The sequence below is a fragment of the Paenibacillus sp. VTT E-133280 genome (genome assembly GCF_002264385.1).
GTDB lineage: Bacteria > Bacillota > Bacilli > Paenibacillales > Paenibacillaceae > Paenibacillus_AQ > Paenibacillus_AQ nitricinens.
This window is the reverse complement of record NZ_NFUX01000009.1, coordinates 17,160-37,668: the sequence shown is the minus strand read 5'-3', so window position 1 is coordinate 37,668 and position 20,509 is coordinate 17,160. Positions and strand designations below refer to the sequence as shown.

The following is a 20,509-nucleotide window of genomic DNA, read 5'->3' as shown; positions in this document are numbered from 1 at the left end:
GGAAATGCCTTAGCTTTTGATTGGGCAACTACCAAATCGTAGAACACACTGAAAGAATTCGACATATGATTATGGTAGGTATTTATCTATGGGCTGCAGCATGCGGTCAACAGGAGGCGGCCATCATGCTGCTCGACAAAGACAAATTGCAGGATAAGTTGCTTGAAGTAATTGAGTTGTTTCCCTGGTATAAGGAGCTGATCAGCGGCGAAAGAGCGAATTATAGCTTAGAGACACTTCCGCTTATGACGTCGACAACGCTAGATACCTATTATTATAATCAACCCTTTGATCCTTCTTTGAACGTATATAGGACGTCGGGTACAAGCACTGGCCGTCGAAAAGCCATTCTTTACTCTAAGGAAGACGATAAGCACTATATAGATATTAAAACGAAGCTGTACGGTGATCTTATTGCGGGAAGTGGATGCGTTAGCGCTTTGGCGGACATGGGCACTGGGCATGCGGCGAACACTGCGTTGTCCATTTTTGAGCGGTTAGGATTGCAACATTGTTCAATTGCCTTTGAATTGCCAATCGAGCAGCATATTAAACAACTTCAAACCTTCAAGCCTGACCTGCTTTACACTATGCCTTCCATCCTTGATCATATCGTTCATGCTACTAAAGATCCGCAGGCTTTTGGAATCCGTAAGATTATTTTGGTTGGGGAGATCGCCTCATTAGGGTGGCAGCGGAATATGGCCCGTCTGTTCGGTCTTGAACCGCGCGACATCATTGATACGTATGGCTCTATTGAAATAGGCACGATTGCTTATTATTCACATGATCTTGGCAGGTATATTTTTGCTGATGGGATTTTTGCAGAAGCGATCGGGGCGCAGGAGATTGGCGAAGAACTAAGTCCGCTTAGTAATGATGAAAGTGTTCTTGTTCTTACCTCCATGGTTCGCACAATGCTGCCAGCGATTCGTTTCGTTACCTATGACGTTGTAAGGGACTTTAGGTCTGTGATGGTAGATGGTGTGGAGAAACAGAGCTTTAGTTCCATCGTCAAACGGGTGGGTCGGGAGCTGAAGCATGGGGAGAAAATCAGCCTGTACGATATCGAACAGGTCGTATACCGACATATCGAAGATGCGATCATTCGGGTTAAAGTGAGGAAGAACGCGCTGAGCGTTTATATCAAAAGTAAATCTGCGGATAACACCATTGTCCCGAAGATCAAAGAGGAAATTAGGGAATGCATTCCGGAAATCGGCATGATGATTCGAAACCATCTGCTGGATGATATTGAGGTCATTATAGTAGGGAAAGACGAGCCGATGGACAGCGGAAAGGTTAAGAACAAAAAGCTATATTACCAGAAAGATAAAGATCGCGCAGAGATGGACGTCACTGACGGTATTTTGTCGACGATCGGAAATACACCCTTAATCAAGCTGAAGAGCTTGTTCTATAAAAGTGAGTTTGACGTCTATGCAAAAATGGAGCTGATGAACCCGGGAGGAAGCGCCAAAGATCGTCCCGCCCTGCGGATGATCCAAGAGGCGTGGAAGGAAGGAACAATAGGTCCGGGAACCACGATCATTGAATCGAGCTCTGGAAATATGGCGATCAGCCTGGCCATGATTTGTAAGTATTTGGGGATGCGTTTTATCAGCGTTATTGATCCTAGAACCACGGAAACGAATCTACAAATTCTGAAGGCGTTGGATGCCAAAATCGACTATGTCACTGATCCCGATCCCGTAACAGGGGAGTTTCTTCCTGCTAGATTGAAACGTGTGCAGCAGCTATTGGCGGAAATACCAGGCAGCTACTGGCCGAATCAGTATGCGAACGCAAATAATTATTTAGCCCACTACCATACGACAATGAAAGAAATCGTGACTGATCTTGAACAACTGGATTATTTATTTTGCAGCGTTAGTACATGCGGAACCATACGGGGTCTTGCGGAATACGCAAGGGATAGCGGACTTCGGACCAAGATCGTGGCTGTCGATGCAGAGGGAAGCGCGATTTTTGGAGGGAATAAGAGTACACGGCGCTTTCCGGGACTAGGTGCCGGCATCGTGCCACCTTTCTGCAGAACAGATCTAATCGACCATATCGTGCATGTCTCGGATTCAGATATCGTAAAAGGTTGCCGGATGTTGGCGCAGAACGAATCCATCTTGGCTGGCGCATCGTCCGGGGGAGTCATTGCCGCCGTTAAGCAAATGGAGCCAGAATTGACTCCGGGAGCTGTCTGCGCAGTCATTCTGCATGATAAGGGAGAGCGTTACCTCGATACCGTATATTCTGACTCATGGATTCTGAACCAATTCGGTCAGGAGCTTTTGGCTGAATGTGGCGATTGCCCAGAGATGTAAGAAAGGATATGTTTCATAAGGAGGTCACGGTATGCTGTACTTAAATGATCGAGATATACGGGCAGTAGGTATTGATTGGCCTATTCTTGTGGAGTCGATAGAAACTGCTGTGGGTATCATCGATTCAGGTGATTATGTGCAGCCGATAAAGCCTTACCTAAGGTATAAGAGTCCACAAAACCGGATTATTGCAATGCCCGCTTACGTAGGGGGAGAGGTGAACGCAGCAGGGATAAAGTGGATTTCCAGTTTCCCGGATAATATTCAGGCTGATCTTCCTCGTGCGCATAGCATCATTGTTTTGAATGAACCAAGTACAGGCCAGCCTGCAGCCGTCTTGAACTCTCCGCTTCCCAGTATCATTAGGACGGCTTCCATCAGCGGACTGATGATTCGTTCCTTTTTGCTGGCGCGTTCAGTGGAGCGGATTCATCTAGGCATTATCGGCTGGGGACCGGTTGGGCAGTATCATTGTCAAATGGTTACGGCTCTGTATGGGGACCAAGTCGAGCGTATCCGGATTTTCGATATCAAGGGAGTAGACTTATCAGGAATCTCATCTCTCTTTAGAGATAGGATGGAAGTGGCTAAGACGTGGGCGGACGTTTATCAGCATTCTAATATCTTCATTACTTGTACCGTATCAGAACATCGGTATATCGATCTCCCCCCTGAAAAGGGTAGCCTTCTGCTGAATGTTTCACTTCGTGATTATAAGCCGGAGGCTTTAGCTTCGGTAAAAGCCATCATTGTCGACGATTGGGATGAAGTGTGCCGTGAGAATACGGACATTGAGCAGCTTCATCTGAAACAGGGGCTAACTCGTGACGGCACTCGACGGATTACCGATGTCGTCTTGCGCCACAGCCTAGCTGATTTCAGCGAAGATGAACCGATCTTCTTCTGCCCGATGGGGATGGCCGTTTTCGATATTGCTACAGCGGTGTATTACGTGAAGCAAGCGAGGGAAAAAGGGATAGGAACTGAGCTGGAGTAGGGGAGAGCAATAATGTGAGCAATTCTGTCCATATAACAGCGAAAACCCGCTTATCGAGCGGGTTTTTTATTATGTTATGAATGATAGGCATCTTTAATAAATTGAATAAAATGTGCAGTGGCTGAGCTGAACAGCTTGTTTTTTTTCCAAGCCAATACATGACTTGTAGTTCGTTCAGGTTCAAATGGAACAAAACAGGTACGATCACTTTCCCGGATAGAATATGAGCCACTTACACAAATGGCATAGCCAAGCTTTTGTTCTACTAGAAGCATGGCGTTTGTCAAAAGATTATGTAAGGCAAAGATACGAAGGCTCTCATTCTCGACCCCAAGCCAGCTTGCGATCTCATTTTGCACAATCGTACGACGAGGTAGAATTAGCGGTAAAGTAAGAATATCCTGAATGCTAATAGAAGTTTTCTGGGCGAGAGGATCATCTCGTCGCATAAGAATGCCCCACTGTTCCTGATAAGGCAAGCGAATATAATCATATTTGGCGGCTTCAATGGGCTCTAATAATATACCAATGTCAATATTTCCTCGGTCTAGCTTCTCTCGAATATCATCCCCATCCGCACTGTACAATTCATATTGTACCTTAGGATGCCGATTGGAGAATTCCTCTAATAACTCCGGCAACGCCCGGGATACCGTGGACTCTACACAGCCGATAGAGACTACGCCACCCACGAGATCCTTTTGTTCCGCCAGATCTCTTTCTGTTTTCTCCAATAAAGAAACAATCTCTTTCGCGCGTTGCTGAAATAAAAGTCCACTGTCTGTTAATGTAATCTGCCTTTTTCCCCGAGTAAACAAGCTGGTCCCCAGCTCTTCTTCCAGATCCATAAGCTGCCGGCTTAAAGTTGGCTGGGTAATGTGGAGGATTTCCGCCGCATTGGTTATATTCCCTACCTTAGCTACTGTTAAAAAATATCTGAGAACACGAACATCCATTATTTTTAACATCCTTCCAAAATGCATCTGATAGATTGGACTTCCAAACCATACATATTAGGCATGATAAGCGATTTAACATAGGTATTAGATATTTTTTACTTTTGAATTTACCATAGATTTAAAACCATTACAAAACGGGGTTAAACAAATGAGTGAAATGGAAACGGCGCTTACGAAACCAAGATTATTTTCAGATAAGCAATTAATGAAATTATTCCTCCCCTTAATTGTAGAACAATTATTAGAATCTCTGATGGGCTTGGTCAATTCGATCATGGTAGCTTCCGTCGGAGAATCAGCAGTATCGGGTGTATCCTTGGTAGAAATGGTGATGTTACTGCTGATCAGTTTATTTGCAGCGTTAGCAACCGGAGGGGCTGTGATTGTTGGTCAATATCTTGGAAAAAAACAAGAGAATCAGGCCGGAGAGGCAGCGAATCAACTTATTTGGTTTGCCGGTGTTGCGGGGCTTGTGATTATGGCTTTGATTTATTTGCTGAAAGGATTTATTTTACACGGGTTATTTGGAACGATTACAGAGGAAGTGTATGGACATGCCAATACTTATTTAATAATAGTTGGGGCGTCTGTTCCTTTTCTGGCGCTTTATAATGCTGGTGCTGCGATATTCAGAACGATGGGGAACTCCAGGTTGCCTATGAATATTATGTTGGTTATGAATCTTGTGAATATCGCAGGGAATGCTTTGTTGGTTTATGGGCTTGATATGGGGACTACAGGAATTGCTATACCAACCCTAATCTGCAGAATAGGTGCTGCTGTTTGTATTGTTGTGCTTGTATCTAACCCAAAGAATCTTTTATCTCTGAAAAAGACCCTGCGGCATAAATTTGATGGCAAGCTGATTAAGCAGATGATGAGAATTGGTGTACCTTATGGACTGGAAAATGGAATGTTTTATATTGGACGGTTATTGATATTGAGTTTAGTCTCGACTTTTGGAACAGCGGCTATTGCAGCGAATTCTGTAGGGAGTACGATTGCTTCCTTGCAGGCTTTGCCCGGAATGGCCATCGGCTTAGGGATGTCTGTTGTGATTTCCAGATGTGTAGGTGCTGGAGAGTATACTCAAGCTAAGTATTATACGAAAAAGATTATGGGTATAATCTTTTTGGCACAGGTGGTTAGTTCAATTGTGAGTTTAGCTTTGTTTCCAAGTATACTGAGTATTTATCATTTTTCACCAGAAGCGGAGCTATGGGCAACGAGGATTGTATGGAGCCATGCGATCGTTATGATGTTGATCTGGCCTTTTGGGAATGCATTACCTACCGTTTTTCGTGCGGCCGGAGATGCAAAATTCCCTATGATCGTCAGCATGATTACGATGATGGGTTGTAGAATTCTGTTCGCTTATGTGTTGGTTTATTGGTTTCATATGGATATGTTTGCAACGTGGATTGCAGTTTATTGTGATTGGTTGATCAAAGGAGCTTTGTTTATTTGGCGGTATATTAGTGGGAAATGGACGAAATTCCAGGCGATACAATAAAGACAGCCCCGATGAAGAATACATCGGGGCTGTCTTGCGACTGGTGCAAACAGATTAAAGCGTATAACCGAAGCCTAGAATAGTAAAGCACTTATCCTGATCTTCGGGCACCATTCTGATTTCTATCTGATGCTCACTGCTAGCTTCGTTTTGATATAGAATTACCGGATTGCAATGTGTCCAGTTGTTCACGTGAGGATCAGCAGTAACTGCAAGGCTGCCGTCTACGAAGATATCCGCCTTGCCGAACTCGCTGCTGCCGGAATCCTTATATACGAGGATGAGATTTCTACTCGTTATTGTTAACTTGAAGCTCTGTTCCCCTGATGCCCTTGAATGCATCCAATTATGCGGGAATTCCGGAGTGCCGTGAGAGTCGGCATCCATTTCTACCCGCTGCAAATCGGTATCGATCCCCGAAAATCCGCCTGCTTCGATCTTACCTGCGTCAATATAGTTTTTTCTATCCAGCAGGAGGGTTCCGGAAAAATCATTCCCGATGACCGGGTGTTGATCCAATAAGATGTCATCTTCATTCATTAGTGATTTATGGGTTTCGGTGAATAAATAAGCGAGACAATCAGCCATTACCCGGTGACCCTCATTTGTCGGATGATAGATATCATAGAAAAATTGCCGTTTAGAGATGATGTTGCCTTCAGCTTTACTCAGGCGGAACTGCTCGGATACGGCATTCTTTACACTAACCATAGGAAGATCATAATGGCGGCCAATGGGGGAGAGCCGATCCTGCAGGTTCCAGTCATTCATAAACACACTGAATAGAAGGATAACGGCTGGCTGATGATCGGCGGAAAGTATTTTTAAGCATAAGCTTTCAAAACAATTGCCCTTCGTTTCATCCCCTTCGTCGTTTACCGCAAATTCCACTACCACGATATCTGGTGTTACGGACCCGTCTCTAAGAATATCTCTTTCATAACGGATGACACCAAGCTCGGAGGGTGTCCCGCCGACCCCAGCCTTCACAAAGTGGATGTTCTCACCACCATTTGTGCCGAATAAGTCTTTAAAGCTTAAATACGACTGATAGGCATAACATTCTGTGTGTATCGGCTTAGCACCGGCTCCTTGAGTAATGGAACCTCCAATATAAGCGATCGTGACTTCCTCGCCCTTTATAGCCTTATTTATGGCAGCTTTTAATCTTTTATTATTGCCAGCGTGCAGCAAGGATTGCGTAATGATCTTTTGGTACTCATTCGATTCAAAAGCAACCGGCGGTTCAAGGATTAGCTCTGGAACAGAATAACCGTCATGCAAATAAAAAATAACACTCGCAATCGCCAGTTCGCCTGCATTATTAAATTCAAACGCAAATTTTCCGAGCACATCATCCTCTTCAGAACCCGGACAATCTGCTAACCTCAAAATAACCTCTGAACCATCGGAGGGGCAGGGTACACGTAAATGACTGCCGGATTCATATTTACTGGTTTTTCCCCAGTGCTGCAATAAAAAAATTACAGGATCTTCCTGCGCGTTAGCCCTTCTGACGGATATTCCGATACTGTGGACTAATTTGCGAAATCCTGTACTGCTCCCCAGAAGCTCCAGAATTGCTGCATCTGTGACGCCACCTATAAATTTGGTCTTGTCGATCAGATAGCTGCCTTCCAGATAAACTTCTTGTGACGGTTTCCCTTCAGCTCTTGCTGTTGCTTCAATGGCTGCTTCATACAGCACAAAAAAGCCGTTTCTACGATCAGCCGGGTCCTTTGGAGCCTTCGGACCTTCAATCTGTTCGCCTGCAATGAATTCGTTATTCTTTTCCATATGGATCATCCTCGCTTTGTAAGGTTCTCTTATTATGGATGCGCTTGCAAATGAAATGATTCTGCTACAGGGAATACCTGTTAACAGTAACATCAAATATCTAGATTGTTCAACCAATAAACAAAGTTTCATTTAATAATTACAAAAACTTGCTAGTTTGCACATGGAAGTTGAAATCGCTTACTTATATAATGTGCCTAGTCATACGAAAATAGGATGCTTAAGGGGAGAATAATCATGCCTACGCAGGAAATAAACCTTGTGAAGCAGGGCAAAGCTGCCAAGATTTACGTGGATCCCAAAGGGAAGGATTATGCCGGTTTACGGCGCGTGGCTCAATCTTTTGCAGCAGATGTTAAACAGGTAACAGAGGTAGAACCTGAAATATATACAGAATTGCAGGAATTGGGTGGAACAGTCATAATCGCTGGATCGATCGGCAGTAATGAGCTTATCGATCGTTTAATTGCGGAGGGAACTGTGGATGTGTCCGCTATCCATGGGAAAAGGGAATGTTATCAAATTCAGGTAGTTGAAGAACCGACAGCAGGAGTGGACAAGGCGCTCGTCATTGTGGGAAGCGATAAACGCGGGACGATGTATGGGATTTATTCTATCTCTGAAAAAATTGGCGTTAGTCCGTGGGAATATTGGGCAGATGTTATACCAGAGAAAAAAGTAGATTTGATCTTACTTGATAGCCAGCTACATAGGATCTCCAAAGAACCTTCGGTTAAATACAGGGGTATTTTTTTGAATGACGATTGGCCGTCCTTGGGCTCTTGGGTAACTCAAAGATTTGGTGATTTTAATGAAGATTTCTATGACAAGGTGTTTGAACTAATTCTTCGATTAAAGGGGAATTATTTATGGCCAGCGATGTGGAGTGCCGAATTCAGCCTTAACGGTAAAAGCAATCCAATCGCCAACGCCCAGCATGCACAGGAATACGGCATTATAATGGGAACCTCTCATCATGAACCTTTATTTCGGGCAGGCAGTGAATGGCAGAAGGTATATAACCAATATGGAACAAGTAACTTATGGGATTTTGCCCGAAACAAACAGGCCATTACGGATTTCTGGGAAGATGGAATTAAACGGAATCAGGACTTTGACAATTTAATTACATTAGGGATGCGGGGAGAAAGTGATTCTGCGCTGGAGGGCTCCGACCAGGAGAATATTGACCTGCTGAAGGACATCATCCTTACGCAAAAAGAATTATTAAAGAAATATAATCTTGAGCACTCGCCCCAAATTCTAGCCGTATACAAGGAAGTGGAGAAGTATTGGTATGGCACTGCTGAGGTTGAAGGCTTGAAGGACTGGGAAGTCCTGAATGAGGTTACGATCCTGCTGGCTGATGATAACTTTGGCAATCTCCGCAAAATCCCAACGGAACACGAACGTGATCGGAGTGCAGGGTGGGGGATGTATTATCATTTTGACTATCATGGTGGTCCGCATTCCTATGAATGGTTAAATACGATTCCGCTGGAAAAGGTTTGGGAGCAAATGTGTATGGCATTCGACTATGGCATCCGTGAGGTATGGATTGTGAACGTCGGGGATTTGAAGCCTATGGAATTGCCCATTTCCTACTTTATGGATTTGGCCTATGACTTTGAAGCTTGGGGTACTGGAGCGATTAACCGGACTGAGGAATATACCAAACGATGGGTAGAGCAGCAGTTCGGATATGCACTGGAACAAGAGACATGCCTGGGCATCGCGCAATTGCTGAGTGATTATACCCGAATAAATGGGCGCCGCAAGCCGGAGATTATTTATCCGTCAACCTTCAGTCCAATCCATTACAATGAGGCACAGAGAGTGCTAAAGCAGGCGATTAGGATGGAGAATGCCGCTGACCAATACTATGCTCTTATTCCTGAATCATTAAAAGATGCGTACTACCAGCTTGTATATTTCCCTGCTGCTGCCTCAGCCAATGTGCTCAAAATGCAAATATATGCTGGACTTAACGAGCTATATGCTGGACGAGGCAGTGTATTGGCAAATACTTACGCTACTCTGACTCATGAAGCCATCGAAAGGGATAAACAGCTGGAACAGGTTTATAATAGCGGAATTTCAGAAGGGAAATGGCAAGGGATGATGAGTTCCCCTCATGTCGGGTATATTCACTGGAATGCAGAAGGGTGGAAATATCCAGAGGTGAGCATGTTGATTCCCGCTAAAGGCTCTATATTGATTGTTGATGTTGAAGGTACGGAGCAAGCGTATGTTGCGGGTACAGCGAATCTTCCGGTTTTTACAAATCTTCAAAAGGAAAATTATTGCATTACAATCAGCAACGGTGGAGAAGCGGGTTTTGAATATCAGGCAAAAAGCAGTGTAGCTTGGATCAAGCTTGAGAAAACATCGGGGTGGATCAAGGCTGGGGAGTCCTTACAGGTTTTTGTAGATTGGGAAAAGGTCCGTGAGGCATCGACGGGTGAAATTACGATCTGTGGTGCCGGGGGCACCGTTAAGGTGAATGTAGCTGTGGATTGGACTGACATTCAGGATGTGCCAGCGATGACCTTTATCGAGGCGCATAATAGAGTGGCAATTGAAGCGGAGCATACCTCAAGCCGTGTTGCACAATCAGGGGTGGAATGGAAGACCATTGCTAACTATGGGCGTTCTTTATCCTCGGTTAAAATGTTTCCGGATGCTGTATCTTTTGAACAACCGGAGTGTGCACCTTATCTGGAATATCAGGTTTTAGTACAGCAGGATGCAGATTACAGCTTAACCGCGTATATTGCCCCAACGAACAACCTGTCACAGTCCAGTGGATTAAAATATGCGATAGGCTTCGATGCACAGTCGCCAGTGATTACGGATGCTCTACCTACGGATTTTGCGGGTGGCAATCATGATAATGAACCGTGGTGCCGCGCGGTTATGAATAATATCCATACCGTGACCACCATTCATGCTTTAACGAAGGGTATCCATACCCTCCGCTTTTACGGATTGGATGCGGGCCTGGTCCTGCAAAAGCTTGTGTTGACCGCTGCGGAGCTGCCGTATACCTATTTGGGCCCAGAGGAGAGCTTCTATACTAGGGGGATGCACTAATTCTTAGTTAGAGCTAATTGAAGGGCTGAATCCCCGAATGGTTCAGGGTCCTCCGTTATTTCAAGGCAGATGACGGAGGATAACCCTTGATATTTTTGAAAACATTACTGAAGTAGGCGACATCTTGATAACCACAGTGCTCTGCTACTTCGGACACATTGAAGCCACCTGCGGACAGAATCATCTCGGCATTGTTCACCCGTACTTTATTTATGAATTCCTTATAGGTGGAACCGGTGTTTTGCTTGAACAGCTTGCCAAGATATACAGAATTTAAGGCAACCAAATCAGCTAGTTCCTTGATCGTAACTTCCTCCGAATAATGATCCATAATATAGGTCATTACTTTTTGGATTCTCAGATCGATTAGAGGTGTCTCTTGATGGTGGGTTATGCTTAACAGGCGATACACGATCAGTTGAAAAATGGCTCTGGCCTTCATTTTATAAAAAGCCTGTTTGCCCATCCATACATGCGAGAAATCTTTGATGTCTGCTAGGATCTCTTTAGTTCTCCAATTTTTTGTTACAGTCTCAAAAGGGAGCTGCACATGATTGTCCGCCCCCTCCCAGAAGAAATTAAACGCAAAAGAACGCATGGGTGCCTCCTTAAAGGTCTGCGCTTCCCGAATACTTCCGGAAGGTGCATAGAGCATATCACCAGCTTCAACCGTAAATTTCTCCCCATTAATAAAATAGTTCGATTTCCCTTCCACAATGAAGGTAAGGTCATGGAAATCTATTTTGCTCCTCGTTATCTCCCAATCCGGGAAGGATCTGCGGTCGACGAACAAAAAAACATTCGGAACTAGATTCTCATATTTGCCAATGTCCATTTCAGCCATTGCTCCTTCCATATAACTAGAGCCGCACCAATACCGTTTGTATATTATACCGAAATGAAACCTATAACGAAAAGACTCTTTTAATCATTGGGAATGCCGTACGCCATGCATAATGAAATCCTTGAATTGTCGGTCCGTTGCCCGGTCTTCCTCCGTAACCATACCGCCCCGCTGATGTGTAATAATAACGGCTTTTTGTAAATACATGAAATACAGGTGGGTGGACTTCTGCAGAATGTTCAGCCACTTATTTTTTTCCTCTGGAGCCACTGTTATTGTGTCAAGCAGTATAAGTCGCGAATACCAGCCTTCCATAGCCTTCTTAAAGTCAGGCAGTTCTGCAGGATTCTTAGAAAGCGTGCTGTAGTAAACTCCAAAAATGGCATCATAGTAAATCAGTGACTCCTGATGATCTCTTAGCGCCAAATATTTATCCAGAATGTTCTCTAGTGATTGTACCGGCTGTTCAAAATCAAAATCAAACAGCAGCTGGCCAAACATCCGCTCCAGGTTAAGGACATAGATTTGAGCGGCTAATTCTTCTTTGTCCTTATAATGATGATACAAAGTGCGCCGGGAGACCCCGGCTTGTTCTGCAATTTGAGCCATATCCGTACGTTCAATACCTTGAGCACAGAACAAGCTGAGCGCTGTATCCTTAATGATCTCCCTCGTCATTTGCATCTGCTTTTCACGCAAATTCATTAATTTTCTCTCCTGCCTTGTGCGAATATTTCGCTAATTCTGTGCTATTTCTGAGCTGGCTTCGACGTCATGAGGAACTTGCTGCCCACGGAATAGGGTTTCTGATGGTTGACCGCATCACCTAGCCATTTCAGAAGCTTCACACCATCTTGTTCAGCCTGAAAGAAGGTCTCTCTGGTTGCGAAAGTGTGCGGGGTTGTATCCGTCTTTACATTTAACCCATAGTCGGTCAGATAGTAATAATAATTAGGTAAAGTGGCAGCCAAAGAAGATACCGATTGCCGCATTTCCTGTGACCATTCATTAATAATGCGTTGATCTCTGGGCCCCTTGTAATCGTTGATGTTGTTCTGAAAGTGGATCAGAATCTCGTCAAATACCGAGTAGGATTGCAATATTACCGCATTCGCAGGCAGTAGATGACCGTTCGCTTTAAATGCTGCCCCGATGATGTCCGCTTCAGGGGTATACCCAAAGTTCTTAACGAAGTCTGCCTGCCATTCCTTATTCACAACATTTGGCCACTTGTCTGATTTCAGGAAGGAACTGTCTGAATATTGGAAGATCTCGGAGTCTTTGTAATGAGAGGCGATCTCCGGAGCCCAGAAGGCGGACCCGAATCCACCAGCACTTTCACCTGCAATTAGCAGTTTTCCGGGCTTTTCCACGTTGGCATATATCCAATCAAGGCTGCTTCGCACATTATTGCTGCCGTTATAACGCATTGTAAAGGTGCTGCCATCCTCTCTTTTATATTCAACCGTACGGTTACCGATATGGAAATCACCCGTCGAATAGGGAAGGTAGACCACATTCCATCCATGAAAAGGATTGTCAGGGTTATCCGTATCCATCATGCCTCTCAGCAATGTCAGCATATAGAAGGGGATATTGGGGAAATAGTTGCCCGTATCTCCACCTTTAATGAAGTTCATGAGCTTGATTGGGTGCGCAGCGCTTTGGGCATCCCAGCTGGCCCCTCCACCGGAAAAGAAGATGATCCAGTTATTAGTCTCACCCTTTTTATTCCACATAAAATACTCTGATCCATCACTTGAAATGACATTTCCGTCCAGCTTGACTTTATTCCACTCATAAGGCTTCACTTCCGTGATTACGGGGGTGGCGGTGGCCGGTCTCTTGATCACAAAAGCGCTAATCGCAAGAATAGCAATCAAAGCAAGGCTCAATAATCCAATGCATGTGAATATCGTAATTTTCCCCATTCTTCTCATATACATCTCTCCCTTAATTGGAGTATACGCTACGTTAACTCATTGCGCAATGTGTATACTTAAATTCAAAATAAACAATCATAATCGAAAAACGGGATGTCCTCGCAGCCTTTTATACATGGCTACAGGGACACCCCGATGTTGTATGTTACTTCATTTAATTAGATTCTACACTTCGATTTCAAATGTTCTAATCTCGTAAGGATCAAGTACAAAGGTAATGACAGGTTCAGTGTGAACCTCACCTTCAGGACGTTCCATTAAATTACACTCTTTCCATGAAATAATGTTCAAGTCGCTCATCATATCAATCTGCTGGCGGCTTCCGGAATAGTCGTGAACACGTACGACTAATTTTTGGCCATCTTCAGATTTCTTAAGGGCAGATACCATAACTGTATTCGTAGAAAGACGAATCATGGACTTTGTTTCCACTTCAGCTTGCCCCATGGTGCTCCGCAGTGGATTGTTGATAGACCAGGCTTGACGGACGGTATCACCTTGTAGCCAATCCCCAGTATGAGGCAGGATAGAGTAGGTGAATGAATGTTCGCCTTGATCCGCATCAGGGTCAGGGTGTGTTGCCGATTTGATTAGGGATAAACGCATCACATTATCCTTGATATCGTAGCCATATTTGCAGTCGTTCAGCAAGCTGACGCCATAACCACGATCTGATAAATCTGCCCACTGATGACCCACAGTCTCGAATCTAGCGTAATCCCAGCTAGTGTTCCAATGTGTTGGCCGCTTAACATTACCGAACTGGATATCATAAGTGGCATCGGTAGCTCGTATCGCAACAGGGAAGGCTACTTTCATTAGCTGTTTTTTCTCATGCCAGTCTACATTCGTTACGAAGTCGATACGACGATGTCCAGCGTGTAAGATCATTTGCTGTTTAATCGTGGAATCCATATAACTCCATGTGAATTGCACAATACAACGTAATGAACCATTTTCTATGACTTCAATGCTAGTGCAGTCGATCACTTCGCGCATTTTTTGCTGATAATAGATGTCAATGTCCCAAGCTTCGTGTGCTAATGGTTTATCCTCAAACACTTGGAACACATTACCGTGACTTCCATTAGCTAATACTTGACGCTGTTCGTGTTTATCAAAGATGGATGACAATTGACCTTGCTCGTTCCACACTATTTCAAGATGAGGCGTTGAAATTCCTGATTCACTTAGCTTGAATGGAGTGCTTAGTGGCTCAGAATTCACATCTGTCACGAAGGAGATGGTGGTGTATCCGAGAGAAGGAATGTCGGACACTTCAATGATCCAACGGTCACCTTCACGTTGAGCTTGAAGTTGTTTACCTTCTGAATTTACCCAATGCCCTGCTTCCATCCCAGTCTCTACTGCGATTTCTACAAGCTCAGTGACTTCCCAAGAAGCATTGTTCCAGATGGTATATTTACCGGCTTCACTTCCGTTCACTAGTGCCTTCGTAGATTGTTCCCATACAGATTGACCAATGGCTTCGGCTTGAGCATATTCAATCGTACTGTCTTCATACACTTCACGGATCGAAGAGCCAGGGATAATATCATGGAATTGGTTACGCAAAATAATTCTCCAGCCCTCGTCTAAGTCGGTCTGACGATAGTTCGACCAATCTTCAGACACCACACTTTGCAGTGCGTTTAGCCATTCCGCCTCGCGGTATAGCAGTTCAAGCTTGCGGTTCATCCGCTTATTGTAGGCTTGGCTAGTGTACGTGCCGCGGTGATATTCTAAGTAAAGCTCACCATCCCATACATGGACATAACGATCTGTATTAGCAACGGTTTCTTGCAGATTACGGAAGTAATCTCCTGCTGTTCCTGTTTCAATTTTCGGTAGTCCTGGGAGATCGCTCAGTCTACGGCGCATCTCTAGCATTTCACGGTTAACCCCGCCGCCGCCATCACCATATCCGTAAGAAAGTAATAAATTGCGATTCACTTCTTTGTCCCGGTACGTATCCCAAATCCCTTTTACAGTCTTAGGAATGATGCGGCCATTATAGGTGTAGAACCAAGAATCTTCTTCAGACCAAGGCTCAGGTGTTGTAATGAAGTGTGTTAATACTTCAGTGCCGTCAATACCACGCCATTGGAAGGTATCATGTGGCATGCGGTTGTATTGATTCCAGCTAATTTTCGTGGTCATAAACGTATTAATTCCTGATTTTTTTAGAATTTGTGGCAAGGACCAGCTGTAGCCAAATACGTCCGGCAGCCATAAATAATCACATTCAACACCAAATTCATTTCGCAAGAAGCGAGTACCATATAGCAATTGACGGACAAGAGACTCACCTGAGGTTAAGTTACAATCCGCCTCTAGCCACATGCCACCGCCAGCTTCCCAGCGTCCTTCAGCTACACGTTCACGAATCTTCTCGTAGATTTCTGGATAATCGTTTTTGATGTATTCATAGAGCTGAGGTTGAGTCTGTAAAAAAGTATAGTCAGGGAACATTTCCATCAGACGGAGTACGGTCGAGAAGGAACGCGCACATTTCTCACGGGTATGCTTCAATTGCCATAACCAAGCTACATCAATATGGGTATGACCAATACAGGTAACAGTAACTGGCGAAGACTTTTCCATTTTATTAATTTCATCACGCAAATAATTACGAGCTTCCTCGATCGAAGCGTAGAAGACCTCTGAACCTGGACGAGACCAGTCAATCAGAAGAAACGAGCGGTCTACTGTGCTTAGCAGCTGTGTATATTCTGGTGTTTTTGAATCGAGTACGTTCAGCGTCTCAACTACAGCAAGTGCAGTAAAGTAGAAATCATCCGTTGCATCGTCCAGCCAACAAATTTCTGCCATACGAATGCCATGGGTTTGATCTTTTTTAGGACCGCCACCTTCAAGTCCCGACCATAAACGGAAGGTAAGTGGAAGCTTCGTACCTACCGTTTCATCCGGCAAGAACACTTCTGTATGATTGGAATCTACGCCTTGATAGGGTTTACCATTGTAAAAGAATAAAGATTCAAAGCCGGAGTTGTTTCCGGCACCCGTCTCGCCAAAATCAAATCGACCCAGTACCCTGCGTCCTGCCCAAGAGGCGGGTACGTCTATCTGTGTCGTTAGCCATAAATACAAATCGCGGCCTTTCCAGGTATCGCCAACCTGTAGCTTAGACCATTCTCCATCCACGGGTGGTTCCGCTGCAATTTCACCTTGTTCGTCAATCATAGAATTGAAAAAAGGAATGTGTATTCGATCCCGGTAACGATATTCGGAAATCTCGTTTAGTTGGGAGTTGAGTTTACGTTTGGTTAGAAACATGAGTAATAGCCCTCCATTATCTTGATGGGGGACGAGGATTATAAGACTTATAGGGTAATTACAGGTTTGTTTGGGGGGTAGAAACCAACTATAGACGATTTTAAGCGAGATGTAAACTCATGATAAAGAAAAAGTATGCGGGGAAGAAAGATTTACATCTAAAAATGAATGCGCTCCCATTGCACAAAAAGAAAGGTGGTGTTAAGCTTCTAATCCTAAAGGTCTAGATTTTGAAGGAAGGTGAATTTGTTGAATATAAAGAAATTTTATCAAAATCATTTACGAAAAAAACTGTTTAATAAAATTTTAGCTATATATTCATCCATCATCATTATTACGCTCATTGCCTCTTCCATTACCGTTTATAAATACTATGAACAGACGATCACGCGTCAACATGTTGATGCTAATCGAGAGGTATTGGATTACGTGAGTTTATATATGAATCAGCAGTACGAAGGGATCCAATTGGCCATCCAGCAAATTTATAGTGATGCTTCTGTAAGTGAGGATTTGTCCTACTTTTTGCAACATGATTATGGAGATTATCTAAAATATCGTTTAGATCAGTTTGCTGAGATTGGGAGCTTCGTACCCCATACATTCGATACTTACTTCAAAACATATTTGAATCAGAAAAGTGGTATTTCTGACGTTATCTTATACAGCACTGAGAAAGAATTTTATTATTTATATAAAAATAATACACGACAGCTCTACAAAAGAGATATAGATATTTCAGAGCAAAAATCACCCATACCCAAGAATGGTTGGGTTTCGCATGAGAAAAAATTATTACTTAAGGAAATAAGGGAAGACAATAACAATTTGTATACGATGACTAGGGAGCTTAAAGATCCGATTTCATTGAAAACGATCGGTATGCTCATTATAGATTTTGATGCTGAACTTATTTCAAAATGGCTTGGTACGAAAGGTACAGAGAATAATGGTCAAGTGTTGGTTCTAACACCAAGCGGTGATGTCATATATGATTCCTTAGGAAGGTATATGGGACAGCAGTATCCGCATATCGCTGGTCTTTATTCAGACAACTGGACTGCACTGGATGGATTATCCAAAGTTAACTTAAATACAACGAATAGCTCAGGTCTTATTGTGGCAGGGATCATTCAGAAGTCGCAGGTCAATAAAGAAATGGTGGTAGTACGAAATTGGATTATCGGGATAACGGCAGCACTTATTGTTGCGGCAATGTCCATTACATACGGAATCATTTTACGTTTCTCTAAAAAAGTGAAGATCATTGTCAAATCTATGAAGCGCTTACAGGAAGGCGACTTAAGTACACGCATTCACCTTAACCGAGAGGATGAATTGCAGCTCATTGCCAACAATTTTAACTATATGTGTGAAAGACTAGAGCTGTATATTAATAAAGTTTACATTTCAGAAATTACGCAAAAAAATGCAGAACTCGTTGCTCTTCAATCGCAGATTAATCCGCATTTTTTATATAACACGCTTGAAGCTATAAGGATGCGGGCTATTTCGCAAGGTGCGAAGGATGTAGGTCAGATGATTTACATTTTATCTACGTTATTCCGAACGATGATTAAGAAAAGTATGGTTGTTACCATCGCTGATGAGATTGAATATTGCAATCTATATCTTGAGCTGTTTCAGATTAGGCATAAAGATAAGCTTCAAATCGAGTCGCGAATAAGTCCAGTGGCTATGAATTGTTCTATCGTTAAACTGCTGATTCAGCCGGTCATAGAAAATTATATTGTCCACGGATTTAGGCCCGAACGCTCCGATAACCTAATCCGCATTGAAGTCACTGAATCTGACGGCAGCATTCAAATTGCTATTAGAGATAACGGAAATGGGATTATTCCCAGCAAGCTAACGGAACTTCAAAAAACACTTCAAGTCAGTATGCGAATGGATGCACCACCTTCCTCGCTTGGACTATGTAATGTGAATGAGCGAATTAAGCTTTATTATGGGGTTGAATATGGATTATCGATTGCTAGTGAGATAGGTGTAGGAACATCAGTCATCATGAATATACCAGTGGTAAGGGAGAGTATTAAATAATGTACAACATACTTATTGTGGATGATGAACCTCTTATTCTTGAAGGATTACGTTCAGTGATCGAATGGGAAGATTATGGACTAAGAATCGCTGGGCAAGCGAGTAATGGGGAAGAAGCTTTAGAATTTTTGCATAGCCATAACGAAGCCATTGACATATTAATTACAGATATTACGATGCCAAAGCTTACGGGACTTGAACTCATTCAACAAATTAAGTCTTTTGATTCAAAAATGAGATTTATTATCTTAAGCGGCTATGAACAATTTGAGTATTTAAAAGCTGGAATGAGCCTAGGCATTGAGAATTATATTCTTAAACCCATTAACATAAAAGAATTGGAATCGACCATTGAGCAAATTGTTGAGGTCCTCAATCAAGAGGATGTTGAACAATTTCATGCGAAGGAGGATCAGCAAGTTTTACGTAACAATATTCTAAATCGTTGGGTCACAGGAAATATAGACAGACAGGAGCTATTGCATCGTTCAAACGTCTTAAATATTTCTCTGGACCGTTCATGTTTTACGGTGGCTGCGATTCGGCTTATTACGGAACATGAAGAGGATGAGGGTCAACTGCACCCTAATCAACTTATGGAAGAATGTTATCGTATCGCTGTGCAGTCCGTAGCAGAGCGCGGAACAGTTATTGTTTTTATAGATATGGAAGGTGATCTTGTTCTTATTGTTGCGGAGTCGGCTGAAGATGAGAACAAAGAAGAAATGTATTGCATGCTGCAACAAGTGCAATGTGAGATTATGCATGAATTAGGAAAGTCTGTCTGGATTACGATAGGAAGTAAGGAATATACTTTTCAAGAAGTACCACAAAGCTATAAAAAAGCGAAAAGTTTATATGTGGATCATCTGATGCTGCCGGGCTACCCGATTATAGATGTGGACCAACTGTCGAAGATGGTGTTACATGAGGAAAAGCTCGAAATTGATTATGAAGCATTTACTAAACTATTATTATCTGGAGAGCGTGAGGCGGCAAATCAATTTATCGCAGAAACATTCCAAAAGCTGTTCGGATGTGGCGTGATTACACGCATTGATAATTACAACGTGGCGATTGAATTAATGTTGATCGCTAAGAATATGGAGAAGAACTGTAATTTCAGTGCGGTGTTTAATCCTTTGTTACGCATCCATACCATTGAGCAGTTGCTTCATCATGTGCAGGAAAGTGTGAATGAAACGCTGGACCAATTATCGCTAGTGAGTGATGAACTCAGTCCGAATATGAGATATATGGTGGATCAAGTGAGCAAACATTATAGAGAAGAACTATCTCTGAAGACGCTCAGTCAGCGAATGAATATGCATCCTACTTACTTGGGACAGCTATTTCAGAAGGAGATGGGGCGAAGCTTCTCTGATTATGTGAATCAATTCCGAATTGAAAAAGCAAGACAATTGCTGCTTCAAACTACGTTATTAACCAATGAAATTGCAGCTGAAGTAGGATATTTAGATCCAGCGTATTTTTATCGCCAGTTCAAAAAATCAGTAGGCATATCTCCAACAGAACTTCGAAAGATGTATAAAAAAGAAAAGGCGTAGGATTTAGGAAATGTTCCCGGGTGTCACGTTCAAGTGGAGGGTTCACGAACGTTGGTCACGAGAATGTTTCCTTTTTTTTGTTCAAATCATAAGTC

At 43.2% G+C, this 20,509-nt stretch carries 12 protein-coding genes; 6 read left to right on the top strand and 6 right to left on the bottom strand.

What is annotated here, in order from left to right:
- The first annotated feature begins 125 nt into the window (after positions 1-125).
- Positions 126-2,339, top strand: a complete 2,214-nt coding sequence (sbnA, locus tag CA600_RS32085) for a 2,3-diaminopropionate biosynthesis protein SbnA (RefSeq protein WP_306440383.1) — start codon at positions 126-128, stop codon at positions 2,337-2,339.
- 31 nt (positions 2,340-2,370) lie between these two features.
- Positions 2,371-3,336: a 2,3-diaminopropionate biosynthesis protein SbnB gene (locus CA600_RS06125; protein WP_094869379.1), complete on the top strand. Its 966-nt coding sequence runs from the start codon at positions 2,371-2,373 to the stop codon at positions 3,334-3,336.
- A gap of 74 nt (positions 3,337-3,410) precedes the next feature.
- Here the strand turns inward: CA600_RS06125 and CA600_RS06120 are convergent, their stop codons facing one another.
- Entirely contained in the window at positions 3,411-4,292 is an 882-nt protein-coding gene (locus tag CA600_RS06120) for a LysR family transcriptional regulator (protein ID WP_094869378.1), read from the bottom strand.
- 151 nt (positions 4,293-4,443) lie between these two features.
- On the opposite strand from CA600_RS06120, the gene CA600_RS06115 reads away from it, so the two are divergent.
- Entirely contained in the window at positions 4,444-5,808 is a 1,365-nt protein-coding gene (locus CA600_RS06115; RefSeq protein WP_094869377.1) for an MATE family efflux transporter, read from the top strand.
- Between the two features lie 54 nt (positions 5,809-5,862).
- Here the strand turns inward: CA600_RS06115 and CA600_RS06110 are convergent, their stop codons facing one another.
- Positions 5,863-7,605 (bottom strand): SGNH/GDSL hydrolase family protein, encoded by a 1,743-nt coding sequence (locus CA600_RS06110; protein WP_094869376.1) that lies wholly within the window; start codon positions 7,603-7,605, stop codon positions 5,863-5,865.
- Positions 7,606-7,842: 237 nt separating this feature from the next.
- On the opposite strand from CA600_RS06110, the gene CA600_RS06105 reads away from it, so the two are divergent.
- A complete protein-coding gene (locus CA600_RS06105) occupies positions 7,843-10,698 on the top strand; it encodes a glycosyl hydrolase 115 family protein (protein ID WP_094869375.1) in 2,856 nt (951 codons plus the stop codon).
- A 55-nt stretch (positions 10,699-10,753) separates the two neighbouring features.
- Here the strand turns inward: CA600_RS06105 and CA600_RS06100 are convergent, their stop codons facing one another.
- The 4 genes from CA600_RS06100 to CA600_RS06085 form a co-directional block, all read right to left on the bottom strand.
- Complete coding sequence (locus tag CA600_RS06100; protein WP_094869374.1) at positions 10,754-11,533, bottom strand: AraC family transcriptional regulator; 780 nt, start codon at positions 11,531-11,533, stop codon at positions 10,754-10,756.
- Positions 11,534-11,626: 93 nt separating this feature from the next.
- The gene (locus tag CA600_RS06095) at positions 11,627-12,247 is read right to left on the bottom strand and encodes a TetR/AcrR family transcriptional regulator (RefSeq protein WP_094869373.1); all 621 of its coding nucleotides are present in this window, start codon (positions 12,245-12,247) and stop codon (positions 11,627-11,629) included.
- 44 nt (positions 12,248-12,291) lie between these two features.
- A complete protein-coding gene (locus tag CA600_RS06090; RefSeq protein WP_256989760.1) occupies positions 12,292-13,482 on the bottom strand; it encodes a pectinacetylesterase family protein in 1,191 nt (396 codons plus the stop codon).
- Between the two features lie 168 nt (positions 13,483-13,650).
- Positions 13,651-16,782 carry an alpha-mannosidase gene (locus CA600_RS06085; protein ID WP_094869371.1) on the bottom strand — a complete coding sequence of 1,044 codons (3,132 nt, stop codon included), beginning with the start codon at positions 16,780-16,782 and terminating at the stop codon, positions 13,651-13,653.
- Between the two features lie 249 nt (positions 16,783-17,031).
- Here CA600_RS06085 and CA600_RS06080 point away from each other — a divergent pair, with 249 nt between their 5' ends.
- Together CA600_RS06080 and CA600_RS06075 are read left to right on the top strand one after the other, a co-directional pair.
- Positions 17,032-18,846, top strand: a complete 1,815-nt coding sequence (locus CA600_RS06080; protein ID WP_094869370.1) for a sensor histidine kinase — start codon at positions 17,032-17,034, stop codon at positions 18,844-18,846.
- Entirely contained in the window at positions 18,846-20,414 is a 1,569-nt protein-coding gene (locus CA600_RS06075) for a response regulator transcription factor (RefSeq protein ID WP_094869369.1), read from the top strand. Before CA600_RS06080 ends, CA600_RS06075 begins: the two co-directional genes overlap by 1 nt.
- Positions 20,415-20,509 lie beyond the last annotated feature (95 nt).